Below are 22,213 nucleotides of genomic sequence, written 5' to 3' on the forward strand. Positions count from 1 at the left end.
CATTTAAAGACCTTACACGTAAGAGCCTTTAATCATTTCTAAATAAAAAGATCCAGCTTATTAAAAAGAAGACATACACTTTTCAGTGCAGATTTAGCCAACTAAATGTACCTACTCTGCCATGCTTTTGCGTACGCCTTCTCTATTTTTAATGTTTCCGCCCACTTAACTGGACTCACTTAAAAACCATTTAAATCAGAGATTCAAGGATGTGTGCAATCCCCTCCTCATTATTTGACAATGTCACTTGCTGCGATGCTTTTTTCAGTTCATCTACAGCATTCTCCATTGCAATACCAGTTCCGACATAATTAATCATGGAAAGATCGTTATGTCCATCTCCGAAAGCCATCATCTTGTCATGAGGGATGCCCATTGGCTTCAATATCGTATCTAAAGCTTTAGCTTTATCAATCCCCTTTGCTGTAAATTCAAAATAGAAGTCTGCTGTAAACATGCAGTTCAAAATATTCTCAAATGGTGCCATCATTTTTTTGTAGTTTGCAGTCATATAAGCCGGATCACCGGCTGTCAGTATTTTATTGATAGGATAGTCCAAAAATGCTGCCAGATCAGATATCTCACAAAGTTTATAATTACCTCCGCGTGCTTCATATTGAATAATATTAATTTCTTCTCCGCGATAGACGAGTTTTTCATTATACACATCATTCACATACATGTAATCTTCTTTATCAATCATTACCTTAACATCAAACTGCTTCATATGTTCAAGAACCGCTTTTCCCTCTTCAACAGACATTGCCTGATTAAACAGCTCTTTCATTGAATGACAGTCAATCACTTTTGACCCATTATATGAAACCAGCAAGCCGTGATATTTTGGCATATCCAGCGCCTCCGCATATGTCAACATTCCAGTCGTGGGTCTGCCTGAAGCCAGAATCAGCTTCACACCCTTTTTCTGGGCGGAGATCAGTACCTCTTTTGTTCTCTTTGTAATTTCTTTCTGGTCGTTCAATAATGTTCCATCTATGTCCAAGATAATTGCTTCGATATTCATAAATCCAGCCTCCTTTTAGGAAGATTATAGCTCTCAAAAACATTGAAAAGACAGAATCTGAGAAGATTGAAAGTTTTTTTCAGATTAAATAAAATCAGCTCTGTTTTTGAAAAATTATTCCAGTTTTCTGTTCATTTTTTGATAGTTTTTCAGTTTATAACGGACATTTCTATCATAGTTATGATTAAAGTAAATCGAATACAGCAGATCAAAAATACTCAGCAATGAGAACCTTGTCGAAAATGAAGAAACTTTATTGTAGTGATTTTCTGCTGAAGCCAAATACAGTTTATGTGCCGCATATTCAGCCAGCGGGTTATCCTGCGTTGATGTGATTAAAATGATTTCAACATCATTTTTATTTAGTATTTTCACTACCTCCTTCACGGTCTGACCTCTTCCGCCAAAAGAAACAACAATTGCAGCATGGTCTTTATTACTATTGGCTGCTGAAAGCCGCTGAATGTAATCCTCTTCCGGCACATTAATCAGCACCCCGATTTCCTGCATCTGAAACTTAAAATTCTTTGCAAAAAACACATTTGCAGAAGCTGCGTACACATCAATCACCTTTGCCTTCAGTAAAGCCTGACCAACAGCCGCCAGCTGTTCCGGATCAGCAAAGCTTACCGTTTCATCAATCGTATAGGCGTAGATATTACTAAGATTCTGCATAATTTGAAAAGGCGTATCAGATTCCAAAATCGGAAAATCATAATCAATTTCCTCTTTTTGAGCGGATGTTCTAAGAATTGAGGCAACTTCAATTTTCAGTTCACCAATTCCGTTTAGTTCCAACTTGTTAATCAGCCTGTAAATTGTTGCAACAGAAACAAAGGCTTGCGCAGCCAGTTCCGCAGGTCGACAATTGATAACTTCTTTGGGATTTGTCAGAATAAAATCAACCAGTACTTTTTCATTCGTTGTTAAACTTCCAAGTCCAGCCATTTTTGCCAGTATATTCATTAAACTGCACCTCCAGAATACTAGGGTGTGTCTGAAAACTCAAGCGGCGAATAGTTTGATGATTTTTATTGAACTCCTCGCCATAATACTCGCTTATGAACCACATAAGGTGTGTTTTCTTCCTTGATTTCAACAAAAATCACTGAAAAATTCGAATACCACTAACTTTTCAGACACGCCCTAATTTTTATTAAGGTTTATTTGTTGCTTGAATAATAAAGAGAACCTCTTTTTAGGAATTAGGCAAACCTGCCAGTCCCAACTTAAGCAGTCATATTCTTTAATTTTATAGCACAGATACATAAGGCTGTTCTGTTATCCGGCAGACTCACCTGTTGATACCTCACTCCTAAGAGTTCTACTGATCCATTATATCAAATACAGCAGATTTTGGTTTGTCTCTGACAAACCTGCAAAAAGGAAAAATAAAAAAGATTGGGCAACTCTGAATAGAACCCCTGACATGAATTGAAAAGCCCGATCCATATTCATTTACTTTCGATTCAAAAAATGATCAGATTGGTTACTCGCAATAGTCTGTCATTCTTTTTTCGGCTCCAACTGCTTCTTTCAACTATATCTCAAAAAAACAACAAGCTTTTTCAGAAGAATTTTGAGATATTTTAAAACGGTATAAAATCGCTTAGCAACAACAGCTGTATTTTTACTATGCCAATAAATAGATAACTTATCGTTGTTCAAGTTCAATTGATACTTCCTCCATTGTGGCAGTATCCAAATAGTTAACTTTCAATATCTTCGCCTCATCATATCTGGGATAATCAAATATAAACTGAGTATATTCTTTTCCGTTTTCTTCAACAAGTGAAGTCTGCGTCAGCGGATAGCTTTCTTCTACGCCATCCATCACTGTAACGATTCGCATGTCATCAAAATAGTTTGTCTCAGTAAATGGTATTTCACTAAGCAGTATAAATGAACTTGGGTAAGCTGTTCCCCGAATACCTGCTGCTTTTTTGCTGTCCGTTGGAAGAAAATCAACGGCCTCAAACGTATTGATTTTTCCCGTGTCAATCGATAATTTCCATGATCCTTTAATTTCTTCTGTTGTCATTTGATATTCTCCAGGTTCATCATCATTCGTTTGATAAACTGCTTTTATTCCTGTGATTTCCACTGTTGCATTTTCAAGCTTCGGTACATTCCCGGAATCCGAGTGCAGTTGATAGGTCAATTCCAACAGGTTCGTACTCTTATCAAAATGTGAATTCGGTGTAATTACAGAAAACAAATACAGCTGTTTATCTGTCTCTATCGTCAATCCACTGAAAAAATCTACTAAAATACTGCCATCACCGTTTTTAAGTACAAAGTTCATATTATAGAAATCAATGTCTTCATCTGTAAACCTAGAACCTTAACTTTTAACCTATATTGATTAGAGTAAGAAATACAGGAAATGGTTGCACTGAAATGAAAAAGTTTCCATCACACTTCAACCTACATTTTACTAATTAGCTGTTACTTCATTTCTTCCTACTCATTATAACAAGCCGTATAAAGGATTCTTGTAAAGCTAAAAAAGACTCCCAGATAAGCCTGAGAATCTTCTATTTCTGCCTCTTGTAACTATATGAGACTTAGACATTTTTTATTCATTTCCGGAGAACTTATATAATCACTAACTATTTTCTGTCAAGTATTGTATGTCATCTATGAATCGGCACCCCTAATCCAACCTCTGCAGCATCCATAATCGTTTCTGAAAGTGTCGGATGTCCATGGATGGTCAGTGCAATATCTTCCAAAGTCAAATAGGATTCAATCGCCAGCGTTACTTCTGCAATCAAATCACTGGCATTTACGCCAACTATTTGAGCTCCCAAAAGCAGCTGAGTTTCAGATTCATACACTAATCGAATAAAGCCTTCTGTGGCATTCAGAGAAAGGGCCCGGCCATTTGCCTGCATGGGAAAAACTGCTGTTTCAGCCTTTATTCCAGCTGCTGCTGCCTCCTCAACAGTCTGGCCGACAGTTGCTGCTTCAGGATCTGTGAAACAAACTGCCGGGATGACACGATAATCTTTTACCACATTTTTCCCTGCAATCACTTCAGCAGCAACTTTACCTTCATAGCTGGCTTTATGTGCCAGAGCCAAGCCCTCGACAATATCACCTATTGCATAAATGTGAGCCACTTCTGTTTGATACCGCTCATTAACAGGAAGCAGTCCGCGCCTGTCTGTCTGAAGACCTAGCTTTTCCAGTCCCAGTCCCTCCGTATTTGGTTTTCTTCCGACAGTGACCATAACATAATCACTGATAAGCCTTTCTATTTTCCCTGAATAGTCGATCTCCGTTTCAACTTGATCAGCCTGCAATTCAGCTTGTTTAGCTTTGGCATTTGTGATAATCCTGACGCCTTTTCGCTGAAAGCTCTTTTCAATGAGTTGCTGAATATCTGCTTCAAATGATGGTAATAGATGAGGACTTCCCTCCACAATCGTTACGTTTGCACCCAGGTTTGCATAGGCACCTGCCAATTCACAACCTATATATCCACCTCCGACTACAACTAAAGATTCAGGAACTTCTTTTAAGTTTAAGCCGCCAGTCGAATCAATCACTCTCTCAGAAAAAGAAAATCCTGCTATCTCAATCGGACAGCTTCCTGTTGCAATAATTGCCTGCTGAAAGCGAATGGTTTCCTGCCCTGCCGCCGTTGTAACTGAAAGTTCATGGCTTCCTGTAAAAATACCATATCCCTCTATGATGGAAATTTTATTTTTCATCAACAATGCACGAATGCCATTTGTCAATATTTTAACAACTTGCTCATTTTTCCATTTTTGGGTCTTTGCAAAATCAAGTGTTGCTTTATTGAGTTTGACTCCTAAAAAGTCAGATTTTTGAGCTTCCTGATAGCGATGTCCTGCTGTAATCAGCGCTTTAGAGGGTATACACCCCACATTTAAGCAGACACCGCCAATATGCTCTGCTTCAACAATTGTTACTTTTTGACCCAGCTGAGCTGCTCGAATTGCCGCAACATAACCGCCTGGTCCGGCACCAAGTACTACTGTTTCTGTTTCTTTTATCATGGATGAGCCCCCTTATAGTAACAGTCCCATTGGATTTTCCAGCAGCTCAACAATTCTGGAAAGAAAGGCTGCTGCAGGCGCACCGTCTGCCGCCCGATGATCAAAGGATAAACTTAGATGGAGCGCAGGTACTTTTATCGGATGTTCGATTCCATCTACACTCCTCATTTCCCAAGCTTCATTCATCCCGCCCACACCTAAAATAGCTGCTTCTGGAACATGAATAATTGGATTGAAGGTCTGAACTTTGGACGCTCCCAGAGAACTAATGGTAAAGGTCCCGCCTTCCATGTCTTCTCCGGTTAAGTTTCCATCACGTGCCTTTTGAGTCAGTTCTTTTGTTTGTTTCGTCAATTGTCCCAAACCTAATTGATGAGCATTTGAAATAACTGGAACGACAAGCCCTTCCGTAACAGCTACAGCTATACCTAACTGCACTGTTTCAAATAGATGAATGCCATCTTCTTTTACATGTGCATTGAATACTGGAAATTCTCTAAGCGCAACCATGGCTGCCTTCATAATAATTTCTGTATAAGAAAGACGATAGCCCGTCTGATTTTCTATCATTGGCAGCAGCTGCTCTCTCAGCTTAACTGCTGCAGACATATCAACAGCTGCATTCATCGTTACATGCGGTACTGTTTGTTTACTGATCAGCATCCGATCTGCAATAGTTTTGCGCATTCCCTGCCACGGCAAAACTGCTGCTGCCTTCGAAAATCTGCCTGTTCCTGCATACTCTTTTAATGGTTCCGCTTGTACCTGATAGTTCTGTACGTCCAGCGCCTGAATCCGTCCTTTCGGTCCTGAGCCTGTCACATTTTTAAGATCAACCCCTTTTTCTCTGGCCGCTCTGCGGGCTGCCGGAGTGGCACGGATTTTGCCTTCAGTTGGCTGGCTCGTTTCTGATTTCATTGCTTCACTATCAGTTTTTGGTGTGTCTGCAGAAGGCGCTTCCTCTTCAGCCGATCTTTCGCCTCCGCTCACTCTCGGCATCTCCTCCGGTACGCTTTCTCCGGCTTCGCCAATATAGGCAATAACCGCATTGACAGGTGCGCTTTCACCGTCGCCAATATACCTCTTCAGCAACGTACCTTCTTCATACGCTTCCACCTCAATGGCAATTTTATCAGTCATGACTTCAAAAATGGCTTCGCCAATCTCAACGGAATCTCCTTCTTCCTTCAGCCAGACGGTAATCGTTCCTTCAGCCATTGTTGAGCTCAGTTTAGGCATTAATACTTCATGTGCCATCAAACTCCCTCCTTCAATGCACGGCAGGCAGCGACAATATCTTCTACCTGTGGAACAGCCAGTTTTTCCAGCTCCGGATGATAAGGAATAGGCACTTCTTTACCTGCAAGTCGGATAATCGGCGCATCCAGAAAATCAAAGCTCTCACTTTCCGCAATCACACTAGCCAATTCAGCACTAAATCCGCTGCGCTTGACTGCTTCTGTCACTACAACTGCTTTACCGGTTTTTATCACTGAGTCAATAATCGTCTGTTTATCCAAAGGAACCAGCGTGCGCGGATCGATAACTTCTGCTTCAATATTTTCTTTTCCTAATTGTTCCGCTGCTTCTAATGCTTTATGCACCATAATTCCCGTCGCAACAATAGTTATATCTGAACCGCTTCTTTTAATATCCGCTACCCCAATAGGAATTGTATATTTTCCTTCCGGCACATCAGAAGATGTCCGATAGCACAGCTTATGTTCATAAAACATCACCGGATTATCATCTTCAATTGCCGCATGAAGCAGTCCTTTGGCATCATACGCCGTTGCCGGTTGAATCACTTTCAATCCAGGCACGTGAGCCGTCCAGTTTTCCAAACTCTGAGAATGCTGTGCAGCTGCTCCTGTCCCAGAACCGCCGGGGGTCCGCATGACTAATGGAATCTTGGCCTTTCCGCCGTACATATAACGAATTTTAGCTGCCTGATTGACAATTTGGTCCAGTGCAATTGTTACAAAATCTGAAAATTGAATTTCGAAAACCGGACGCATTCCAGTCATCGCAGCACCAACTGATGCTCCTGCAATCACAGATTCCGAGATTGGTGTAGAACGAATGCGCTCTTCGCCAAACTCTTCGACCATCCCTCGACTGACACCAAAGGCACCGCCATATATGCCGATATCTTCTCCCAGCATAAATACATCTTCACTCTCCCGCATTGCTTCAGACAAGGCTTCTCTAACCGCCTCAGCATAGGTTATTTCTCTCATTGGCCTTCCCTCCTAATCCGCATAGACATTTTCATACAATGTATCCAGTGCCGGCATTGGACTTTTTTCAGCAAATACGACGGCTTCTTCAATAGCCTGCTTCGCATGCAGACGGATTGCTTCTGCTTCTTCCTCTGTAAAAATTCCCGATTCAATAAATCGTTCTTTTGCCAGCTGAATCGGGTCTTTATTTTTTCGCCAATCTTCCTCTTCATCTTTTGTTCGATATTTCTTGGCATCCGATTTAGAATGTCCTTTCCACCGATAGGTCAATGCTTCAATCAAGGTTGGCCCTTCTCCTCTGCGGGCTTTCTCAACTGCTTTGCAGGTTGTATTTATCACCTCAATCAGATCGTTGCCGTCAATCGTCACACCTTCCATTCCATAAGCCGTCGCCCGATCAGAAAGATGTTCTACTCGAGTCATCTTTTTCACTGAACCACTCATGCCATATTGATTATTTTCGATGAAAAAAACAACTGGTAAATCCCAGATTGCGGCCAGGTTCAGTGATTCATGAAAGCTTCCCTCATTCGTGGAGCCATCGCCTGCATAAGCCAGAGCAATCGTATCCTGTCCCTTCATTTTACAAGTCAGTGCTGCTCCTGCTGCAATTGGGAAGCCCCCGCCGACAATTCCGTTTGCACCAAGGTTTCCCGTATCCAAATCAGCAATATGCATGGAGCCGCCCTTTCCTTTGTTCGTTCCCGTTGTACGTCCAAATAGCTCAGCCATCATAGCCTGAATATCTGTTCCCTTGGCAATCGTTTGTCCATGTCCCCGGTGCGTGGCTGTAATCCAATCTGTTTTTCTCAGCACAGCTCCGCTGCCAGCTGCAGTTGCTTCCTGTCCGACTGCCAGATGGGTCGTTCCGTGAATCACTCCTTTAGCAAAAAGCTGATCAACTTTTTCATCAAAAAAACGAATCGTCCACATCGTTTCAAAAATTTCTTTGAGCTGTTCATCTGATAACTGCGCTTCATTTGGTATTGACATATTCATTCTTTTTTTCCTCCTCACCTGATTCATCCGTTAAAGTGCGTTTATTATCTGTTCGCAGCAGGTTTCCATCCCAAACTTTGTAATAAAAGCTGTCCCGTCAATAACCGGGACATCCGTCTGAAAATTCGGCTGACCGATAACAACTATTGCGGAAACCTCCAGATCAAGCTCAGAGACTTCATAAATGCTTTTTCCTGTTACTGCTGCTTCTACATCCTGTTCATTTAAATAATTTTGAATGAACGTTACAGCAAAATTACGTTTATTGTCTGATGTGCCTGCGGCTACTAAAATAGTTTTCATATACACCCTTCCTCAATACGTTCTCCCGCCGTCTGCCAAAATAATTTGTCCATGAATATAGGAACTCTCCGGTCCAGCTAAAAAGAACGCAGCATTTGCGATATCCTCAGGCTGACCAATACGACTGATCGGAATCTTTTTAATCAATTCCTTCCTGCTCAATTCGTCAGGATACAGAATATCTAAAATATCTGTCTGAACCACTCGTGGTGCCACTGCGTTCACATTAACTCCTTTAGGCCCCAGCTCTTTGGAAATTCCTCTCATCAGCCCATGCTGTCCGGCTTTCGAAGAGGCGTAATGTACGCCCCCTCCTGTGCCTGTAATCGCAGATCCGGAAGTAATAAACACAATTTTCCCCTGATTCGTTTGAAAATCTTTATAAAAAGCTTTAATTGTGTAAAAAGAGCCATCCAGATTAATTCTCAGCACCTGCTGCCACTCCTCAATTGAAATATCATCAACTGTATGCCGATAGCTGATTCCCGCATTAACAATAAGAATATCAACCCTGCCAAAGACAGAAACAACTTTATTTCGTACCTTCATCATATCTTCTGCGCTCGATACATCTGCCTGAACAAACAATGAATCGGCATAGTCTATCGAAAATTTCTGAGCAGTCTGTTTTCCTGCTTCAGCATCAAAATCAACAATGACGGTATCAGCTCCTTCCTCAGCAAATTTTTTTGCGATCGCTTTCCCGATTCCTTTTGCAGCACCTGTAACAACCGCCACTTTTCCCTGCATCGTTTTCACTGCTGACACTTCCTCACTTAAGAATCTCGACAATTTTTTGAACATCCTCTTCAATACCTACTCCTGTTAAAAAGGACAGGGCACGAATTACAGGGATATCCTCATTTGTGTATGCTGTTGTGGTAACAACCAAATCCGCGTTCCCAACCTTTGAAGGAAGCTCAGCGACCTTGCATTGTTCAACGATTGCCGGAATATTGTTCTTCTCCAGTTCTTCCTTCACTCTCATGCTGACCACTGTAGATGTTGCCACGCCTGTACCGCAGGCAATTAATACATGCTTCTTATTCATTTTCTTCTACCTCCAGATTTTCTATAGCTGCTTCATTCGGTTTATCCAGTCCGAATTGTTTCTTAATATCATTTCTGGTCCAGTACCACAGACCTCCATATAAAAGCAGACCGATAACACCTGCCATAAAGGCCGGAATATTTGAAGGATCAATCAGCTTCAGCATAATCCAAAGAGTCAAGTGGCTGCTCATATCAATACCGGAAATCATTGTTGCACCTTCCGGAAAAGAGAATCCGACCGCATGAGCCATTATCGTTGTCAACTCTCCCAGATTTGTAGCAATAAACAGAACCAGACAAATAGACACAATCGAATTCAGCAGACCTCGGAAGATATTCCCTTTAGAGGCCGCAATTGACCAGATGATCGTAAACGGCAGTACAGCTAAATCGGCAAATGGCAATAAACGGTTGTACGGTAACACCGCTGCCAGAAAAATAGTAATTGGAACCATCAGTAAAGCAACAGTAATAATTGCCGGGTGCGCAGTAACAACCGCTGCATCTAAACCAATATAGACTTCTTTTCCCGGGAAGCGTTTTTGTATAAATGTTTTAGCTGCTTCTGCAATTGGAGAAAGACCTTCCATCAACAATGCAACCATTCTCGGCATCAAAATCATAACAGCAGACATTTGAATCCCCAGTTGAATAATAGCCTGTGAATCATAGCCTGCTAAAAAGCCCATCCCAATCCCAAGTATCAGACCGATCATCATGGGTTCACCAAAAATTCCTAGTCTGTTTTTTAAATTATCTGCATTAATATCAATTTTATTAATTCCCGGAACTTTATCCCAAACCTTATTCAATGCGTATGTCACCGGCGCAAAATTGACAGTTTCCCCATGAGGCAGAGAAATCCCCGGCAGTCCGAAAAAGTGCTCTACAGCTGGTGCTGTCCAATCCGCAAGCTTAAAGATAACAAATGCATTGATCAGTGCACAGACAATTGCAATCCAGATTGAATCTGTCGCATAATAAATCATGGCTCCCGGAAAGATCAGATGCCAGTAATTCCAGAGGTCAACATCCATCGTTTTTGTCTGATTAAATCGCAGCAGCACAATATTAAAAATGAAGATCACCGGAATCAGCAGTACTGCAATCGGTGTGGCAAATGTGATTGCCGCCCCAATCGGCCAGCCGACATCCAGAATATCCAAATTCAGCCCCAGCCGTTCAATCATTGCCTGTGAAGCAAGCCCCACAGAATCTGAAAGAAGTCCGATTACCAGATTCAATCCTGTAAACCCAATACCAACAGTTAACCCTGCTCTAAAAGATTTGCTTAATGACTGTCCCAAAATAAGTCCGAAAATAGTTAAAATGATCGGCAGCATCGCTGTAGCACCCAAATCCAGTACATAGTTTACAGCAGATTTGATAATTTCTAACATACTCAATTCATCTCCTTCTAATTGACTGTCTGTAATAGTTTTTCAATCTCCGCAACATTCTCACCTGACTTCAACAACTGTAAATTTTCTTCATCCTGGCAAAGTGCAATCAAACGCTGCAGCATAACAACCTGCTTTTTCGGATCTTTGATGGCAAGCATGAAAACCAGCTCCACTTCCACATATTCCTGTGTACTTGCCATAATTTCAAAAGAAATCGGCTGATTAAGTACTCCGACCAAAAAGCCTTCTTTTTTCACATGAACACAATCCGTATGAGGAATCGCCACACTGATTCCTTTCGTCGGCAATCCTGTAGGAAAGTGCTTTTCCCGTTCAACAACTGCTTCAAAATAACTTTCTTTTACAAACTCATACTCAAACAGCACCTGACTCATCGCCTCCAACAGCTTCTCTTTTTCTGTTTCATTGAACATACAATACATAAATTTTTGCTTATCATCACATAGTATTTTTTTCATTTGAAAACCCCATCACTTTATCTTCCATATTTTTCAATTCAATCAGTACTTCTTCCGGCTGCTCACAAGCATCCATTCTTAAAATGAATGTTTCTGTTGCCAAAATTTCTGTAAAATAATATAAACAGGTTCCAATCGTTTTCCCTTCCGGAATACTGAGAGCGATTACATATTTTACCGGATCATTTTGCTTATGATTAAATCTGACTGGCTCCTTTAGCCGAAGAAAGCTGGCTCCGATTTGAATCGCTCCATTTGCTGCTTCACCATGAGGAATGGCAACGCCCGGAGAAATAACGATGTAGGAGTCATGTTCCTCAATCATCTGGATCATACTTTCAATGTATCTCTGCTCTATCAGCTGATCTTCCAGCAAAATCTTTCCAGCTAATTCAACAGCTTCCCGCCAGTCTCCGGCTGACTTGTCCAAAACCACTCGATCTATCGTAAGTACATCAGACAATCGACTGATTTCTTTTGTTTCTACTCTTCTTTTACGTTGATTTAGACGATACAGTTCTTCCAACTCGCTGACAAATTTTTGATGGTACTCTTCTTCAACATATTTTTCAATAATCGGCAAACAGCTTTGAAGCAGTTGTCTGTCTTTTAATGGGAGTGCATCATATTCTGCTTCCTGAGGTGTAAACCGATAGATAACTTTTTGAATAGCAACAATATCATCCTCTGTCAGCAGAGGGTTCACTAACAGCACAGGTGATTTGTCAAATTGAAGAGGGACTGTGGTGATAATTAAATCCTGATTTTCCGGCTGGATTTTTTGCAGTATATGAGAAGAATCCACTGAAACGATATCTATTTGCGGAAATGCCTTTTTAAGCTTAATCTCTATCAGCTGGGCTGTTCCTCTGCCGGAATTACAGATCACTCTCACACGAATTGTCTCTTTAAAAAAAGTATTATTGATATTATTTTCTAAAATTGCCATAACATACATCACAATAAATGAAATTTCATCCTGGGTAATCTCTGTTTCCAAAAATTCTTCAATCGGCTTGACGTGTTTTTTTACCAGTGGAAAAATATCCGCGTACGCCTGATAAACTTCCTCAAACAAACCATTTTTCACATTACTTTTCAACTTAATTCGATAAATAAGCAGCTTTAAATGGTTTTCCAGCAAATCAAATAAATCACTATTCAAATAGTATTTAATATTCAAGTCCTTCGACAAATTAAAAATAAATTCATTGATCAGTATCTGCGTTTCAATTGAATCAATTTTTCTGCTGTTGTTTTTGATATAACTTTTACTTCTCAAAATGGAAATCAGATAGCTTCGTTCGTCTTCTGAAATAGCCAGGGAATACATTTCCTTCAGCTTCTCTGCAATTGCTTCAGCAAAGGATGATTTCGAACTCTCCTTTACATCTGACAACTCTTCGGCATTTTGAATAGTAAATCCCAAAGAAAGCCGTTCAACTATGATCAGCAGATAGCAGACAACCTCCTGATAAGAGAAATCCGAAAGCTGAAGTCCCTGGTCCTTCTCACTTTCCAACAGCATTTGGGCAATTTCCTGATATCGGGTATCTTTATCAATGATATCCAGCAACAGATTTTGAAAGATATTGTTCTCAAAGCCAAGCGCATAATCATAATCATTGTCAAACAGACCATTGAAAATAATCAGCTTCATCATGGCATAGCGGATTTTAGCTTCATTCCCCTGCACCTTGTAACCTTTGCCGACATAGGAATGCAATACTAGTCCATTTCGTTTAAACCAGATTTTCAATTCTTCAATATCGCTCACCAGCGTATTTCTGCTGACCAAAACATATTCTGACAAATAATAAGTCGTTATATAGTCACAACTCGTTACCAGCAGCATAGCAAGAATCGTTCGCCGCTCATCCTGTGACAGATGATAGTTTTGAAACGAAGCATAGGTCTTTAGCAATTCCTGCAAATCCACTTCATCTGCCATTTGGAGATAGCCATCCTCATCGAAAATAATCTTTATCTGATTACTTTTTTCCAGATAATAATTAATTTCTTTAATATCATTTCGTATAGTTTGATCGGAAACTTTAAATAATTCTGCATAGTTGTGAAGTGTTTCTTTCTTCTCGTGTAAAGCATCTAACATAATCTTGTTAATCCTTCTATTCATCCCTCTCACCTCTACACGCTCATTATATTTCATTCACATTTTTTCACAAGCACAATCCCTTTGAAATCGCTATCAAAAGAATTGTGACAGTGATAGTCTTGAAGAAAAAATTTTTCCATGATAAGCTTTTATCATCTAATAAAACACCCTTCTCTATCCATTAAAATAACACCCACCTCGAATATCCAGAAGGGAGTCCATAAAAAATGAAAGCCTTAAGAAAAACTGCTGAAGGATATGGAAAAATGGAGTATATCACTGTTAATGAGCCTTATCCAAAAAAAGATGAACTAAAAATCCGTGTACTGCTTACAGGCATCTGCGGTTCAGATATTCATGCATTCAAAGGAGAATATAACAAAAAGATACCACTGACATTAGGTCATGAATTCGTTGGTGAAGTGACAGAAGTCGGAAGTGATGTCAGGAAATTCAAACCCGAAGATATCGTAGTCAGTGAGACTACATATGAAGTTTGTGAAAAATGCCGCTACTGTTATGAACAGGACTATAACTTGTGCAGCCGGCGCAAAGGTTTGGGTACTCAGGTAGATGGAAGCTTCGCTGAATACATTATTGTTAAAGCCGACCGTTGTCATCAGGTGCCCAAAGCGGTCAACCTCTACTCAGCTGCAATGCTGGAACCGCTCGCCTGCTGTATGCATGCGGTCAAAGAAAAAACAGTTGTTCATTCTGAAGAAAAAATTGCCGTCTTCGGTCCCGGCCCAATCGGAATCATTCTTTCACTGGTTTTGAAATCATTAGGTGCAGAGGTGATTTTGATCGGAATCAATCAAGACGAAAAAAGGCTGCAAATTGCTCACGAACTTGGTATTCCCCATATAATCAACAGCCAAAATCAGCCTCTTGAAGATTCTATCATGAGCCTGACTGAAGACTATGGAACAGATCAGGTCTTCGAGTGTTCCGGAAATATTCATGCTCTTCATCAGGCAATGGAAATTGTTAAAAAGAAAGGCCGGATCATTCAAGAAGGACTTTTCGCCAAGAATATGAATCCCATTAGTATGGACCTTCTTATTCACAAAGAAATTGAATTGATCGGCTCTCGAACTCAGAAGCCCAGCTCCTGGCAGCTCGCTGTTCAATGGCTGGAACAAGAACAGAACGATCTGACTCCGCTCGTTTCAAAAATAACAGCACTGGAAAACTGGGAAGAAGCATTCCACTGGGCTATGAGCGGAGAAGCGTTAAAAGTTTTGATGGTACCATAATCTAAAAAAAAATTTTTTGCGTTGATTTTGATTTCTCTCTGCCTCTACAATATGTGATGATTACCGTCAGCAGTCGTTTTCTCTTCTGTTTATCACTGACAGATTTCCAAAAGAAATCATGGGAGAGGAAAAAGAATAGCTGTCGGCAAGCAATAATAAATAAACTTCCCCTTGTAATAATAATGCCAAACAGCTCTCTATAAATCCTTGATTCACAGTTCCTCCTCTTGCATTTATGGACACATCAAAAAAGGTCGGTACAAACACTCATGTGGGCGACAGCCCTCATGAGTGTTTGTCACAACCTCTTTTAACCAAACTTTTTTTATTCTTTTAATCTCTGCAACTTCTGCAGAAATTCGTATGTCTTCTCAAAATTCCAACAGTATCTTGCTGAATTCCTAATCTGCGATCAATGTGCCAGCATTTCCTGTGCAATTTCTTTTCCGCTTAAATCAGCTGAATAGTAAGTCGGCCAGTTTTCCAATTCTGACGACAAAGCCTCCTGACTCTCATTCCCAAAATAAATATGGAAATGTTCTGCCTTAGTCGGTTCAATGGCGTGATCACTAAACTGAACATATCGGAATGCTCCATTGTCCTGGTCAAGTGCTTCGAAGCAGTAGCGCACTCCTCGATTTCCACCTTTGTAGCTCAATACTTCATAACCCGCATACTTATATTCAGAAGAAAAATGCTCACCTTTTGAATTGATGAATGTCATCTTGTTATTTGTAATCTCAATTTTTTCAATATCTGTCGTATAACCGGCTTCATAATATGCTTTGTATTCTTCTGCAGTCTTATCCTTATTAATTTTTGCTTTATAGTCAAAAACCTGATCAAAGGTTCCATCTGATACAAATGGATAAACAGACTGCCAGCTTCCAGACCAGTCTGACAATGGGCGATCTTTTATTTGACTGTCTTCAAAATAACCATTGTAAACTGTTTTTTCTTTTTTAGCAGATACAGAATCCAGTGCTGAATTTTCACCTGTTATTGTTTTACTTAGTGCTTCCAGATTATCTGCCATAACAGAGATATAGTCTTCTCCATTTTCAATTTGTTCATTCGTCAAGCCTTCAAGGGGATTTAATACCAGCAGCTCAACACCCGCTTCTTCAGCCAGCGTACGTGCGATAGAGTCGGTTGCATTTGCCTCAAAATAAATGTACTGAATATCATTTTCTGTTACAAAATCTTTCAGCTCAGCCAGTCTGGTCGCTGAGGGCTCTTCACTTGGAGACAATCCGGAAATCGGAACCTGTGTCAGTCCGTATTCTACGGCCAAATAACCGAAAGCTGCATGTTGTGTAACAAAGCTCTTTTGGCTGGCAGCTCCCAGAGTATCCTTGTAAGAATGATCTAAGTCAGTCAGTCTTTTCAAATACGCTTCTGTATTTTCAGTAAAGACTGCTTCTCTCTCCGGATAAATTTCAATCAACTGGTCCCGAATTTCTTTCACCTCTTCTATTGCCAGACTAGGTGCCAGCCAGACATGAGGATCCAACTCATGTGAATGTCCGTCTTCTTCAGAGTGATCATGATCTTCTTCCTCTCCCCCTGAAAGCAGCAGCATATTTTCAGTTGCTTTAATAACATGAACATCCCCGTCATTAAAGGTTGTTTCCATTGACGGCACCCAGAATTCCATATTTTCATTGTTATAAACAAAGACGTCTGCATCCTGTAATTTTTTCAAATCTTTGGCAGAGGGCTCATAATCATGTGCTTCTGTTCCAGCAGGTACAAGCATATCAACAGTTCCTTCATTCCCAACAATATTTTTCGTAAACTCGTACATCGGATAAAAACTCGTCAGAATGTTTAATTCTTTCTGTTCCTCTACAGAAGAGCCTTTCCCATTTACTGAGCAGGCACTCATAAATCCAGCTAAAAATAAAATAGATAATCCCAAAATAAGCTTGCGTTTCATTTGTACACTCCTTCATATCTTACGTTTCATTTATACAAAGCGTAATGATTACGTTTTGTTCCGTTGGATAGTAGCAAACTAGAAAAAGGTTGTCAACTATTTATATGCTGATTTCTAAATAATTAGGTGATAAATTCTTTTTCAAAACTGATTCTGAATAAAAAAGAAGGTAAAAATAAAACGTTTCTCAAATGAAAACATACTATGTCACAATCCTGATCTTTACCTTAAATAATACTATTTTCTAACTTTTCTAGTTGAGTTTCTCTCCGCATTATTTTTCTTTCTCCCCTTCTTAGCAAAGTCTTTGTTTTTAGTTGATATCCACTAGCCAATCAAATTATACTATCAACTATTGATCCTTTTGAAGAAGTATCATTTTTTCCTTATTCTCTTGAATGTTTTTTATAGTGAAAATAACTGTAAACACAACTGCTATAAATAGTATTCTTAGAGCTAAATCAAATAAATTCATTTCTCGCTCCTTTCAATTTCATTCTTTTTGAGATACTCTTCAATTAACAGCTGATAATCTTTCCCCAGTACATTTTGAGTTATGCTTTTTCTGTAGAACCTTTTAAAATCTTCTCGTGTATAAACGGCCATAAGCTGCTGTATATTTCCATCAGAAATCACGCTTTCCTTTTTTCTTCTAGAATTTCAGTCCACATAGCTTGTTTCATTTGAACTCATTCTATTATTATTCCAGATCACGCTACTGTCCCATTGATCATCTTCAGTTACTGATTATATAAACTAAATTTTTGAGCAATAGGCTGTCAACTCCTGCATCTCAGAATAAAATGGAAAAGATTTATTAAGTACCAAACCTATTGTAATATCTTTTACTTCAGACTATCTATATCCTAAATAAAAAAAACGCCCTAAATTATCATAGAGCGTGTTTTTCATAGTCATTTAATAATCAATATTCTCAATTGCTTCCCTAATTTCTTTAAGTGTTGCGGCATCAGGATCAACATCAGTATTCCAGCTTTCACCAGTTTCCCGGACTGATCCTTCCCCATTTAAGAAACCACCATTCGGCATAACAAGAAAGGTAGCTTGTTCTCCCAGCTGGTTGTAGTAATCTGTGTACCAAACATCTTTACCATATATTTTAGCCTCTTCAACAGCAGCTAAAATGGTTGCATTTGTTTCAGATTCTACTTTGACTTCTTGTACTTCCTGCACTTCCTCTACTTCAACAATTCCTGAATTTGTTGATATCTCATCAGCAAAGAACGCATATCTACTTAAAAAAAACGTCAAACTAATTGAAGCAATTAGACCCGCTAAAAAAAGTATTCTTTTAATGAGTTTTCCTTTCATGCTAGTCCCTCCATCTTTATTTTTTGAAACCAATATATTTTTTACCAATTACAAACTAAATAGTAGGATCCACTAACTGGATATTTTGAGTAATAAGCCATCAAACCTGATCTAGTTTTGCAATAGTATTGATACCCTGGGTAAATAGCATACTCCCCCATACCATTTCCCCCATAAAGATAGGTCATTTTTGCTTGATCCTGATCTCCAATTAGAGCAGAATCACGAAAAGTTTGCCATAATAAGTATTCTCCGGTACCAGAAGCAGCATAAAAATAATATCCTGAAAAAATCCATCCACTACCACTAAAACTATTTGATCTGTAAGAAGCATTAGCTTTTAATTCATAAACATAGTTAGGGGTATCCGGTCCTCTCAGCAAACTATTTTTTTTGTTTTGGTACTAATTTTGAAGGATCATCTTTGAATTCTTCAACTGTTATTGCCTGTGGATCAGTATCACTATTAACTACTGTTACAATGTTAGAATCAATACTAGGACGCATCTCTACCTCACCATGAATAACCGCTCCGTCGGACAGCATAACAATCGAATCTGAATCTTCCAGTCCATAAGTAACGATTTCAACATCATTCGTAGGTATTTCGGTGGGAGCTGGTTCTTTATAGTTAGCTGCTTCCACACTTTCTACAAATGAAACACTAACGATTAAGCTGAAACCAAACATTAATAGTCCAATAATTCTCTTTTTCATGATATAATTTCCCTTCATTTTTTTACATTTTGATTATATCATAAAAACGTGTCAATAAGTATGGATAATTTTAAATAAAAATATCTTTTCTAATTTACATAGCTAAAAAAATGCAAATAAAATATATATCTCCTAATACTACATAATTGATCTTTTTTTAGAAACCGAACTATTTTCAGCTTCAGGAATTTTTACCGTTCATCTATAGAAAAAATATCCTGGTAAATCCTCAGCTACTGCAGGAGAATTTTTGCTAGGAATTCGAACTATCCTTTTTGAATCTGATTCAGCTGCCGGCTCCAGTTACTGACTATTTTTAAGATAATCATTAAGTAACTTTTGAATGTCTTTATACCTGCTACTATTTTTTTGTAGTATCTTAATTTTTGCAAATTCAGGTTGAGCATTTGCAAAAAATTCTTCTTTAAGTATAGCTGTACCCTGTTCATCATACTCAAACCTGTAAGAAACATCGGGAATTCCTTCTAAAGTAAAAAAGCCGATTTCTGTTCTGATACTGTTCCGTATTCTACAGCGTACACGATATCCGTAAATTTTTTCCAATTACTTATATTTTTTATAAAGAACACCAGCTTTGTTTAACATCAATTTAGTTATAAAATTTTCCAACTTTATTTCTGTTCCGAATTTGTTCGTATCCGGAATTAGAACTATTGACTCTTTGTTGTCTTCAATAGCTGCTATCTGATAAAATTGATTATCAACCTCCAGGAGTACTTCAGAGATATCTAAATAACTGAAGTCTACTTGCAATATTATTAACAGATCTGTCGCTATCAATTCTTTCACTACTTTCTTTCGATGATATAAAAAGTAGTTTCAGATACGAAATTGTGCTATAATATCAATGAAAAAGGAGATATGCTCTAACATATCCCCTTTAACGTAGAACCACTTAAGACGGCAGCATGGTTTTTGTTAAAAAGATAACCGTAAACTCGCTAAAGTTTAACGACGGTTATTTTTTTTGTCATTTTTAAGCAGATTGACAATCAGATTGACTAAAACAATAACAAGCATGCTAAAGCTGAATAGTAACTGGATTGTCTCTAATGCTGACAAAAGGCGTTCTCCTTTCCTAGAATTAGCACTTACTTTCATAAGCACCACCTCCTCAAGAAGTAGCCACCGTCACAAACTTTCCTACCGCATTATTATAACATAGTTTCGAGCTATCATTATTCAATCCACACCCTCTAATTCTTATTAAACTTCCCCATTATATTCTGCAAAATACAAGATACCCTATCTTTTTACACGGTATGTTTTCAGCTCTGATAAGGTTTCTTCCTCTATCAGTGCAGGGGAAATAACGTACAAATCATCACTGATTTTTTCAACTGTTGAATGCATTCCTATCTCAAAAAATCCAGCTGAAAAAACTCCAGTTCGAACAGCACTACTGAACCAGTTTTTACAGAAACTTTTTATGAGCACATTGGGTACAAAGTACTTGGAGGGTTACTTGGAACGAATTTCTGTACAACTCATTTTGTTCCCAGAACATACTTTTGCAAAGCCTTTGATACGCCATTTTCATTATTGCTGAAGGTTTTAATATCCGCAGCCTCCTGAACTTCAATAGGAGCATTTGCCATTGAAACTCCCAGTCCTGCGAGCTTTAGCATTGGGATATCATTAAAGTTATCGCCAATTGCCATTGTTTCCTCCAAATCAACCTGATAATACGACGCCAACTCCAGTAAAGCTCTCTCTTTTGAGACATCGCAATGTGTCACCTCTAAATAATTTTCCTTTGAAAGGTAGAAGGAACTGCTTTCCAATTTCAATGCCTGACAATACGCTTGCAGACGCTCAATTTCCTGCGGTGTTCCAATCAACAAAAGTTTATGAACAGGCATCTCTGCACTCAACATCAGCAGCTGCACATTTTTTTCAATTGGTGTTTCCTTTGTTATACCTGCTTCAATCTCAGCCCATCTTGTGTATTTATCGACATACCAGTCCTCTCCGGAATACAAGTTAATCGTAATCTCCGGAAACCTATCTTTAATGATATCAACAATCACACCCACCTCTGTCTTATTCATCTCATGACTGAGAATAGGCTGATGGGATTCGCTATCCGCTTCTTTCAAAACCAATGCGCCATTATAGCAGGCAAGCGGACTTGTCCTGATACCCAACTCTTCTGCCAATGAATACATTCCTTTGGGTGAACGTGCAGAAGCCAGAATAAAAGGAACCTTCTGCTCTTTTAACTGTTCCAGCGTTTCCTTTAATCCATCATCCACTCTATGTGCAGAGTCCAAAATTGTACCATCAATATCACTCATAACCAGCTTTATATTGCTACCGCCTGTTCCCATTATCGTCACCCTCTAATAAATAATTTCTAACCCGGAAGTAATGAGAGACAGCGTTGATCCTTCCAGTTTCTATCTGTTATAAAATAATCAAAATCACTCAGCTTTCCAAAGGAATATGCCGTTGTCTTTTCAAGCTTGCTATTTTCTGCAAGAAAGATTTTATCTTGGGCTTTCTTTAACACCGTTTTTTTAAGTATACACCTCCCAGATCGTCAGAACTGATAATACTGTTTTCCAGTCCCGCAGCTCCAAAAAACACTGTATCAAAAGTAATTTCATTCAACAATACAGCTTCATTTACTGCATAATAAAATCTGTTTTTAAAATGAAGCTTTCCACCCGGCGAATGTAAATAAATAGTCAGCTCACTAGAAACATACACAACAACCTGTTTTTTTATGCCCTATTAACAACTTACCCACAGCTTATCAGCAAGTATATATTTAGAAAATATTTTTGCTTAGATTTTTACCGAATACACAAGAAAACGTTTTGAGTTTAACAGCAGACAATACTCCTCTAGGAAAGCAATCACTGTAAAAAAAACACCTTCCATCGTTTGGAAAGTGCTGCTTGTTACTTGTATGCTGTTAAAAACGGCTGTAACCAGCCTGTCAGTTCCATATCAAAAATTTTCATTTTCTTTTTTCAATTGCGAAGCAAATTATTAAGAATAGGTTCGCTGCTTCACCTTATAACTTAAACAAATATCCAGCTTACTTATTAAAAATTTTCGGACCTTTTCGCATATTCTTGCGGTCATTCTTTGGCGTCTCCATCTGTTTTGCTCTGCCGCCGCCCTGCTTCTTCTTTATAATTTCCAGCATTTTCTCTTTTGTATTCATTTTCTGCACCACCTTTGTCAATCAAACTTCACTCTCTATCGAGTAAGAAAACATCAGTTGATTATGACATAAAAACGGAAAATTCGCAAAGTAAATTTTGAAATTCTTTAACAATACATAAAAGC

The 22,213-nt window shown here is 39.0% G+C and carries 22 protein-coding genes; 1 reads left to right on the forward strand and 21 read right to left on the reverse strand.

Features of this window, described 5'->3' with window-relative positions; genetic code table 11:
- Window positions 1–190: 190 nt before the first annotated feature.
- The 13 genes from LI951_RS05050 to LI951_RS05110 form a co-directional block, all read right to left on the reverse strand.
- Window positions 191–1,024: a Cof-type HAD-IIB family hydrolase gene (locus LI951_RS05050; protein ID WP_229441467.1), complete on the reverse strand. Its 834-nt coding sequence runs from the start codon at window positions 1,022–1,024 to the stop codon at window positions 191–193.
- A 114-nt stretch (window positions 1,025–1,138) separates the two neighbouring features.
- Complete coding sequence (locus LI951_RS05055) at window positions 1,139–1,990, reverse strand: MurR/RpiR family transcriptional regulator (RefSeq protein WP_202067832.1); 852 nt, start codon at window positions 1,988–1,990, stop codon at window positions 1,139–1,141.
- Window positions 1,991–2,678: 688 nt separating this feature from the next.
- Entirely contained in the window at window positions 2,679–3,329 is a 651-nt protein-coding gene (locus tag LI951_RS05060; protein WP_229441468.1) for a hypothetical protein, read from the reverse strand.
- 331 nt (window positions 3,330–3,660) lie between these two features.
- Complete coding sequence (gene lpdA, locus LI951_RS05065) at window positions 3,661–5,052, reverse strand: dihydrolipoyl dehydrogenase (RefSeq protein WP_229441469.1); 1,392 nt, start codon at window positions 5,050–5,052, stop codon at window positions 3,661–3,663.
- 12 nt (window positions 5,053–5,064) lie between these two features.
- On the reverse strand, window positions 5,065–6,309 hold the full coding sequence (locus tag LI951_RS05070) for a dihydrolipoamide acetyltransferase family protein (protein ID WP_229441470.1): 1,245 nt from the start codon (window positions 6,307–6,309) through the stop codon (window positions 5,065–5,067).
- A complete protein-coding gene (locus LI951_RS05075) occupies window positions 6,309–7,292 on the reverse strand; it encodes an alpha-ketoacid dehydrogenase subunit beta (RefSeq protein WP_202067837.1) in 984 nt (327 codons plus the stop codon). The genes LI951_RS05070 and LI951_RS05075 overlap by 1 nt, the downstream gene beginning before the upstream one ends.
- A 12-nt stretch (window positions 7,293–7,304) precedes the next feature.
- A complete protein-coding gene (locus LI951_RS05080) occupies window positions 7,305–8,294 on the reverse strand; it encodes a thiamine pyrophosphate-dependent dehydrogenase E1 component subunit alpha (RefSeq protein ID WP_229441471.1) in 990 nt (329 codons plus the stop codon).
- 30 nt (window positions 8,295–8,324) lie between these two features.
- Entirely contained in the window at window positions 8,325–8,597 is a 273-nt protein-coding gene (locus LI951_RS05085) for a hypothetical protein (RefSeq protein ID WP_202067839.1), read from the reverse strand.
- A gap of 12 nt (window positions 8,598–8,609) precedes the next feature.
- The gene (locus LI951_RS05090) at window positions 8,610–9,347 is read right to left on the reverse strand and encodes an SDR family NAD(P)-dependent oxidoreductase (RefSeq protein ID WP_229441517.1); all 738 of its coding nucleotides are present in this window, start codon (window positions 9,345–9,347) and stop codon (window positions 8,610–8,612) included.
- Between the two features lie 22 nt (window positions 9,348–9,369).
- On the reverse strand, window positions 9,370–9,648 hold the full coding sequence (locus LI951_RS05095) for a PTS sugar transporter subunit IIB (protein ID WP_202067840.1): 279 nt from the start codon (window positions 9,646–9,648) through the stop codon (window positions 9,370–9,372).
- Complete coding sequence (locus tag LI951_RS05100; protein ID WP_202067841.1) at window positions 9,641–11,050, reverse strand: PTS galactitol transporter subunit IIC; 1,410 nt, start codon at window positions 11,048–11,050, stop codon at window positions 9,641–9,643. The genes LI951_RS05095 and LI951_RS05100 overlap by 8 nt, the downstream gene beginning before the upstream one ends.
- 17 nt (window positions 11,051–11,067) lie before the next feature.
- Window positions 11,068–11,532 carry a PTS sugar transporter subunit IIA gene (locus LI951_RS05105; RefSeq protein ID WP_229441472.1) on the reverse strand — a complete coding sequence of 155 codons (465 nt, stop codon included), beginning with the start codon at window positions 11,530–11,532 and terminating at the stop codon, window positions 11,068–11,070.
- The gene (locus tag LI951_RS05110) at window positions 11,513–13,669 is read right to left on the reverse strand and encodes a BglG family transcription antiterminator (RefSeq protein WP_229441473.1); all 2,157 of its coding nucleotides are present in this window, start codon (window positions 13,667–13,669) and stop codon (window positions 11,513–11,515) included. Before LI951_RS05110 ends, LI951_RS05105 begins: the two co-directional genes overlap by 20 nt.
- Before the next feature lie 206 nt (window positions 13,670–13,875).
- Here LI951_RS05110 and LI951_RS05115 point away from each other — a divergent pair, with 206 nt between their 5' ends.
- Entirely contained in the window at window positions 13,876–14,904 is a 1,029-nt protein-coding gene (locus tag LI951_RS05115) for a zinc-binding dehydrogenase (RefSeq protein ID WP_229441474.1), read from the forward strand.
- 412 nt (window positions 14,905–15,316) lie between these two features.
- Here the strand turns inward: LI951_RS05115 and LI951_RS05120 are convergent, their stop codons facing one another.
- The 8 genes from LI951_RS05120 to LI951_RS15080 all read right to left on the reverse strand — a co-directional run bounded on the left by LI951_RS05120 (window position 15,317) and on the right by LI951_RS15080 (window position 22,088).
- The gene (locus tag LI951_RS05120; RefSeq protein ID WP_229441475.1) at window positions 15,317–16,843 is read right to left on the reverse strand and encodes a zinc ABC transporter substrate-binding protein AdcA; all 1,527 of its coding nucleotides are present in this window, start codon (window positions 16,841–16,843) and stop codon (window positions 15,317–15,319) included.
- 918 nt (window positions 16,844–17,761) lie between these two features.
- Window positions 17,762–18,175: a hypothetical protein gene (locus tag LI951_RS05125; protein ID WP_229441476.1), complete on the reverse strand. Its 414-nt coding sequence runs from the start codon at window positions 18,173–18,175 to the stop codon at window positions 17,762–17,764.
- 384 nt (window positions 18,176–18,559) lie between these two features.
- Window positions 18,560–18,910: a hypothetical protein gene (locus LI951_RS05130; protein ID WP_229441477.1), complete on the reverse strand. Its 351-nt coding sequence runs from the start codon at window positions 18,908–18,910 to the stop codon at window positions 18,560–18,562.
- A gap of 951 nt (window positions 18,911–19,861) precedes the next feature.
- Complete coding sequence (locus tag LI951_RS05135) at window positions 19,862–20,014, reverse strand: putative holin-like toxin (protein WP_229441478.1); 153 nt, start codon at window positions 20,012–20,014, stop codon at window positions 19,862–19,864.
- Between the two features lie 386 nt (window positions 20,015–20,400).
- Window positions 20,401–21,243 carry a Cof-type HAD-IIB family hydrolase gene (locus LI951_RS05140; RefSeq protein WP_229441479.1) on the reverse strand — a complete coding sequence of 281 codons (843 nt, stop codon included), beginning with the start codon at window positions 21,241–21,243 and terminating at the stop codon, window positions 20,401–20,403.
- A 26-nt stretch (window positions 21,244–21,269) separates the two neighbouring features.
- Entirely contained in the window at window positions 21,270–21,425 is a 156-nt protein-coding gene (locus LI951_RS15370) for a hypothetical protein (protein WP_420705917.1), read from the reverse strand.
- Entirely contained in the window at window positions 21,419–21,625 is a 207-nt protein-coding gene (locus LI951_RS05145; RefSeq protein WP_229441480.1) for a hypothetical protein, read from the reverse strand. The genes LI951_RS15370 and LI951_RS05145 overlap by 7 nt, the downstream gene beginning before the upstream one ends.
- Window positions 21,626–21,959: 334 nt before the next feature.
- On the reverse strand, window positions 21,960–22,088 hold the full coding sequence (locus LI951_RS15080; RefSeq protein ID WP_267491458.1) for a hypothetical protein: 129 nt from the start codon (window positions 22,086–22,088) through the stop codon (window positions 21,960–21,962).
- Window positions 22,089–22,213 lie beyond the last annotated feature (125 nt).

It is taken from the genome of Enterococcus sp. BWT-B8, assembly GCF_020567625.1.
Taxonomy (GTDB): Bacteria; Bacillota; Bacilli; order Lactobacillales; family Enterococcaceae; genus Enterococcus_L.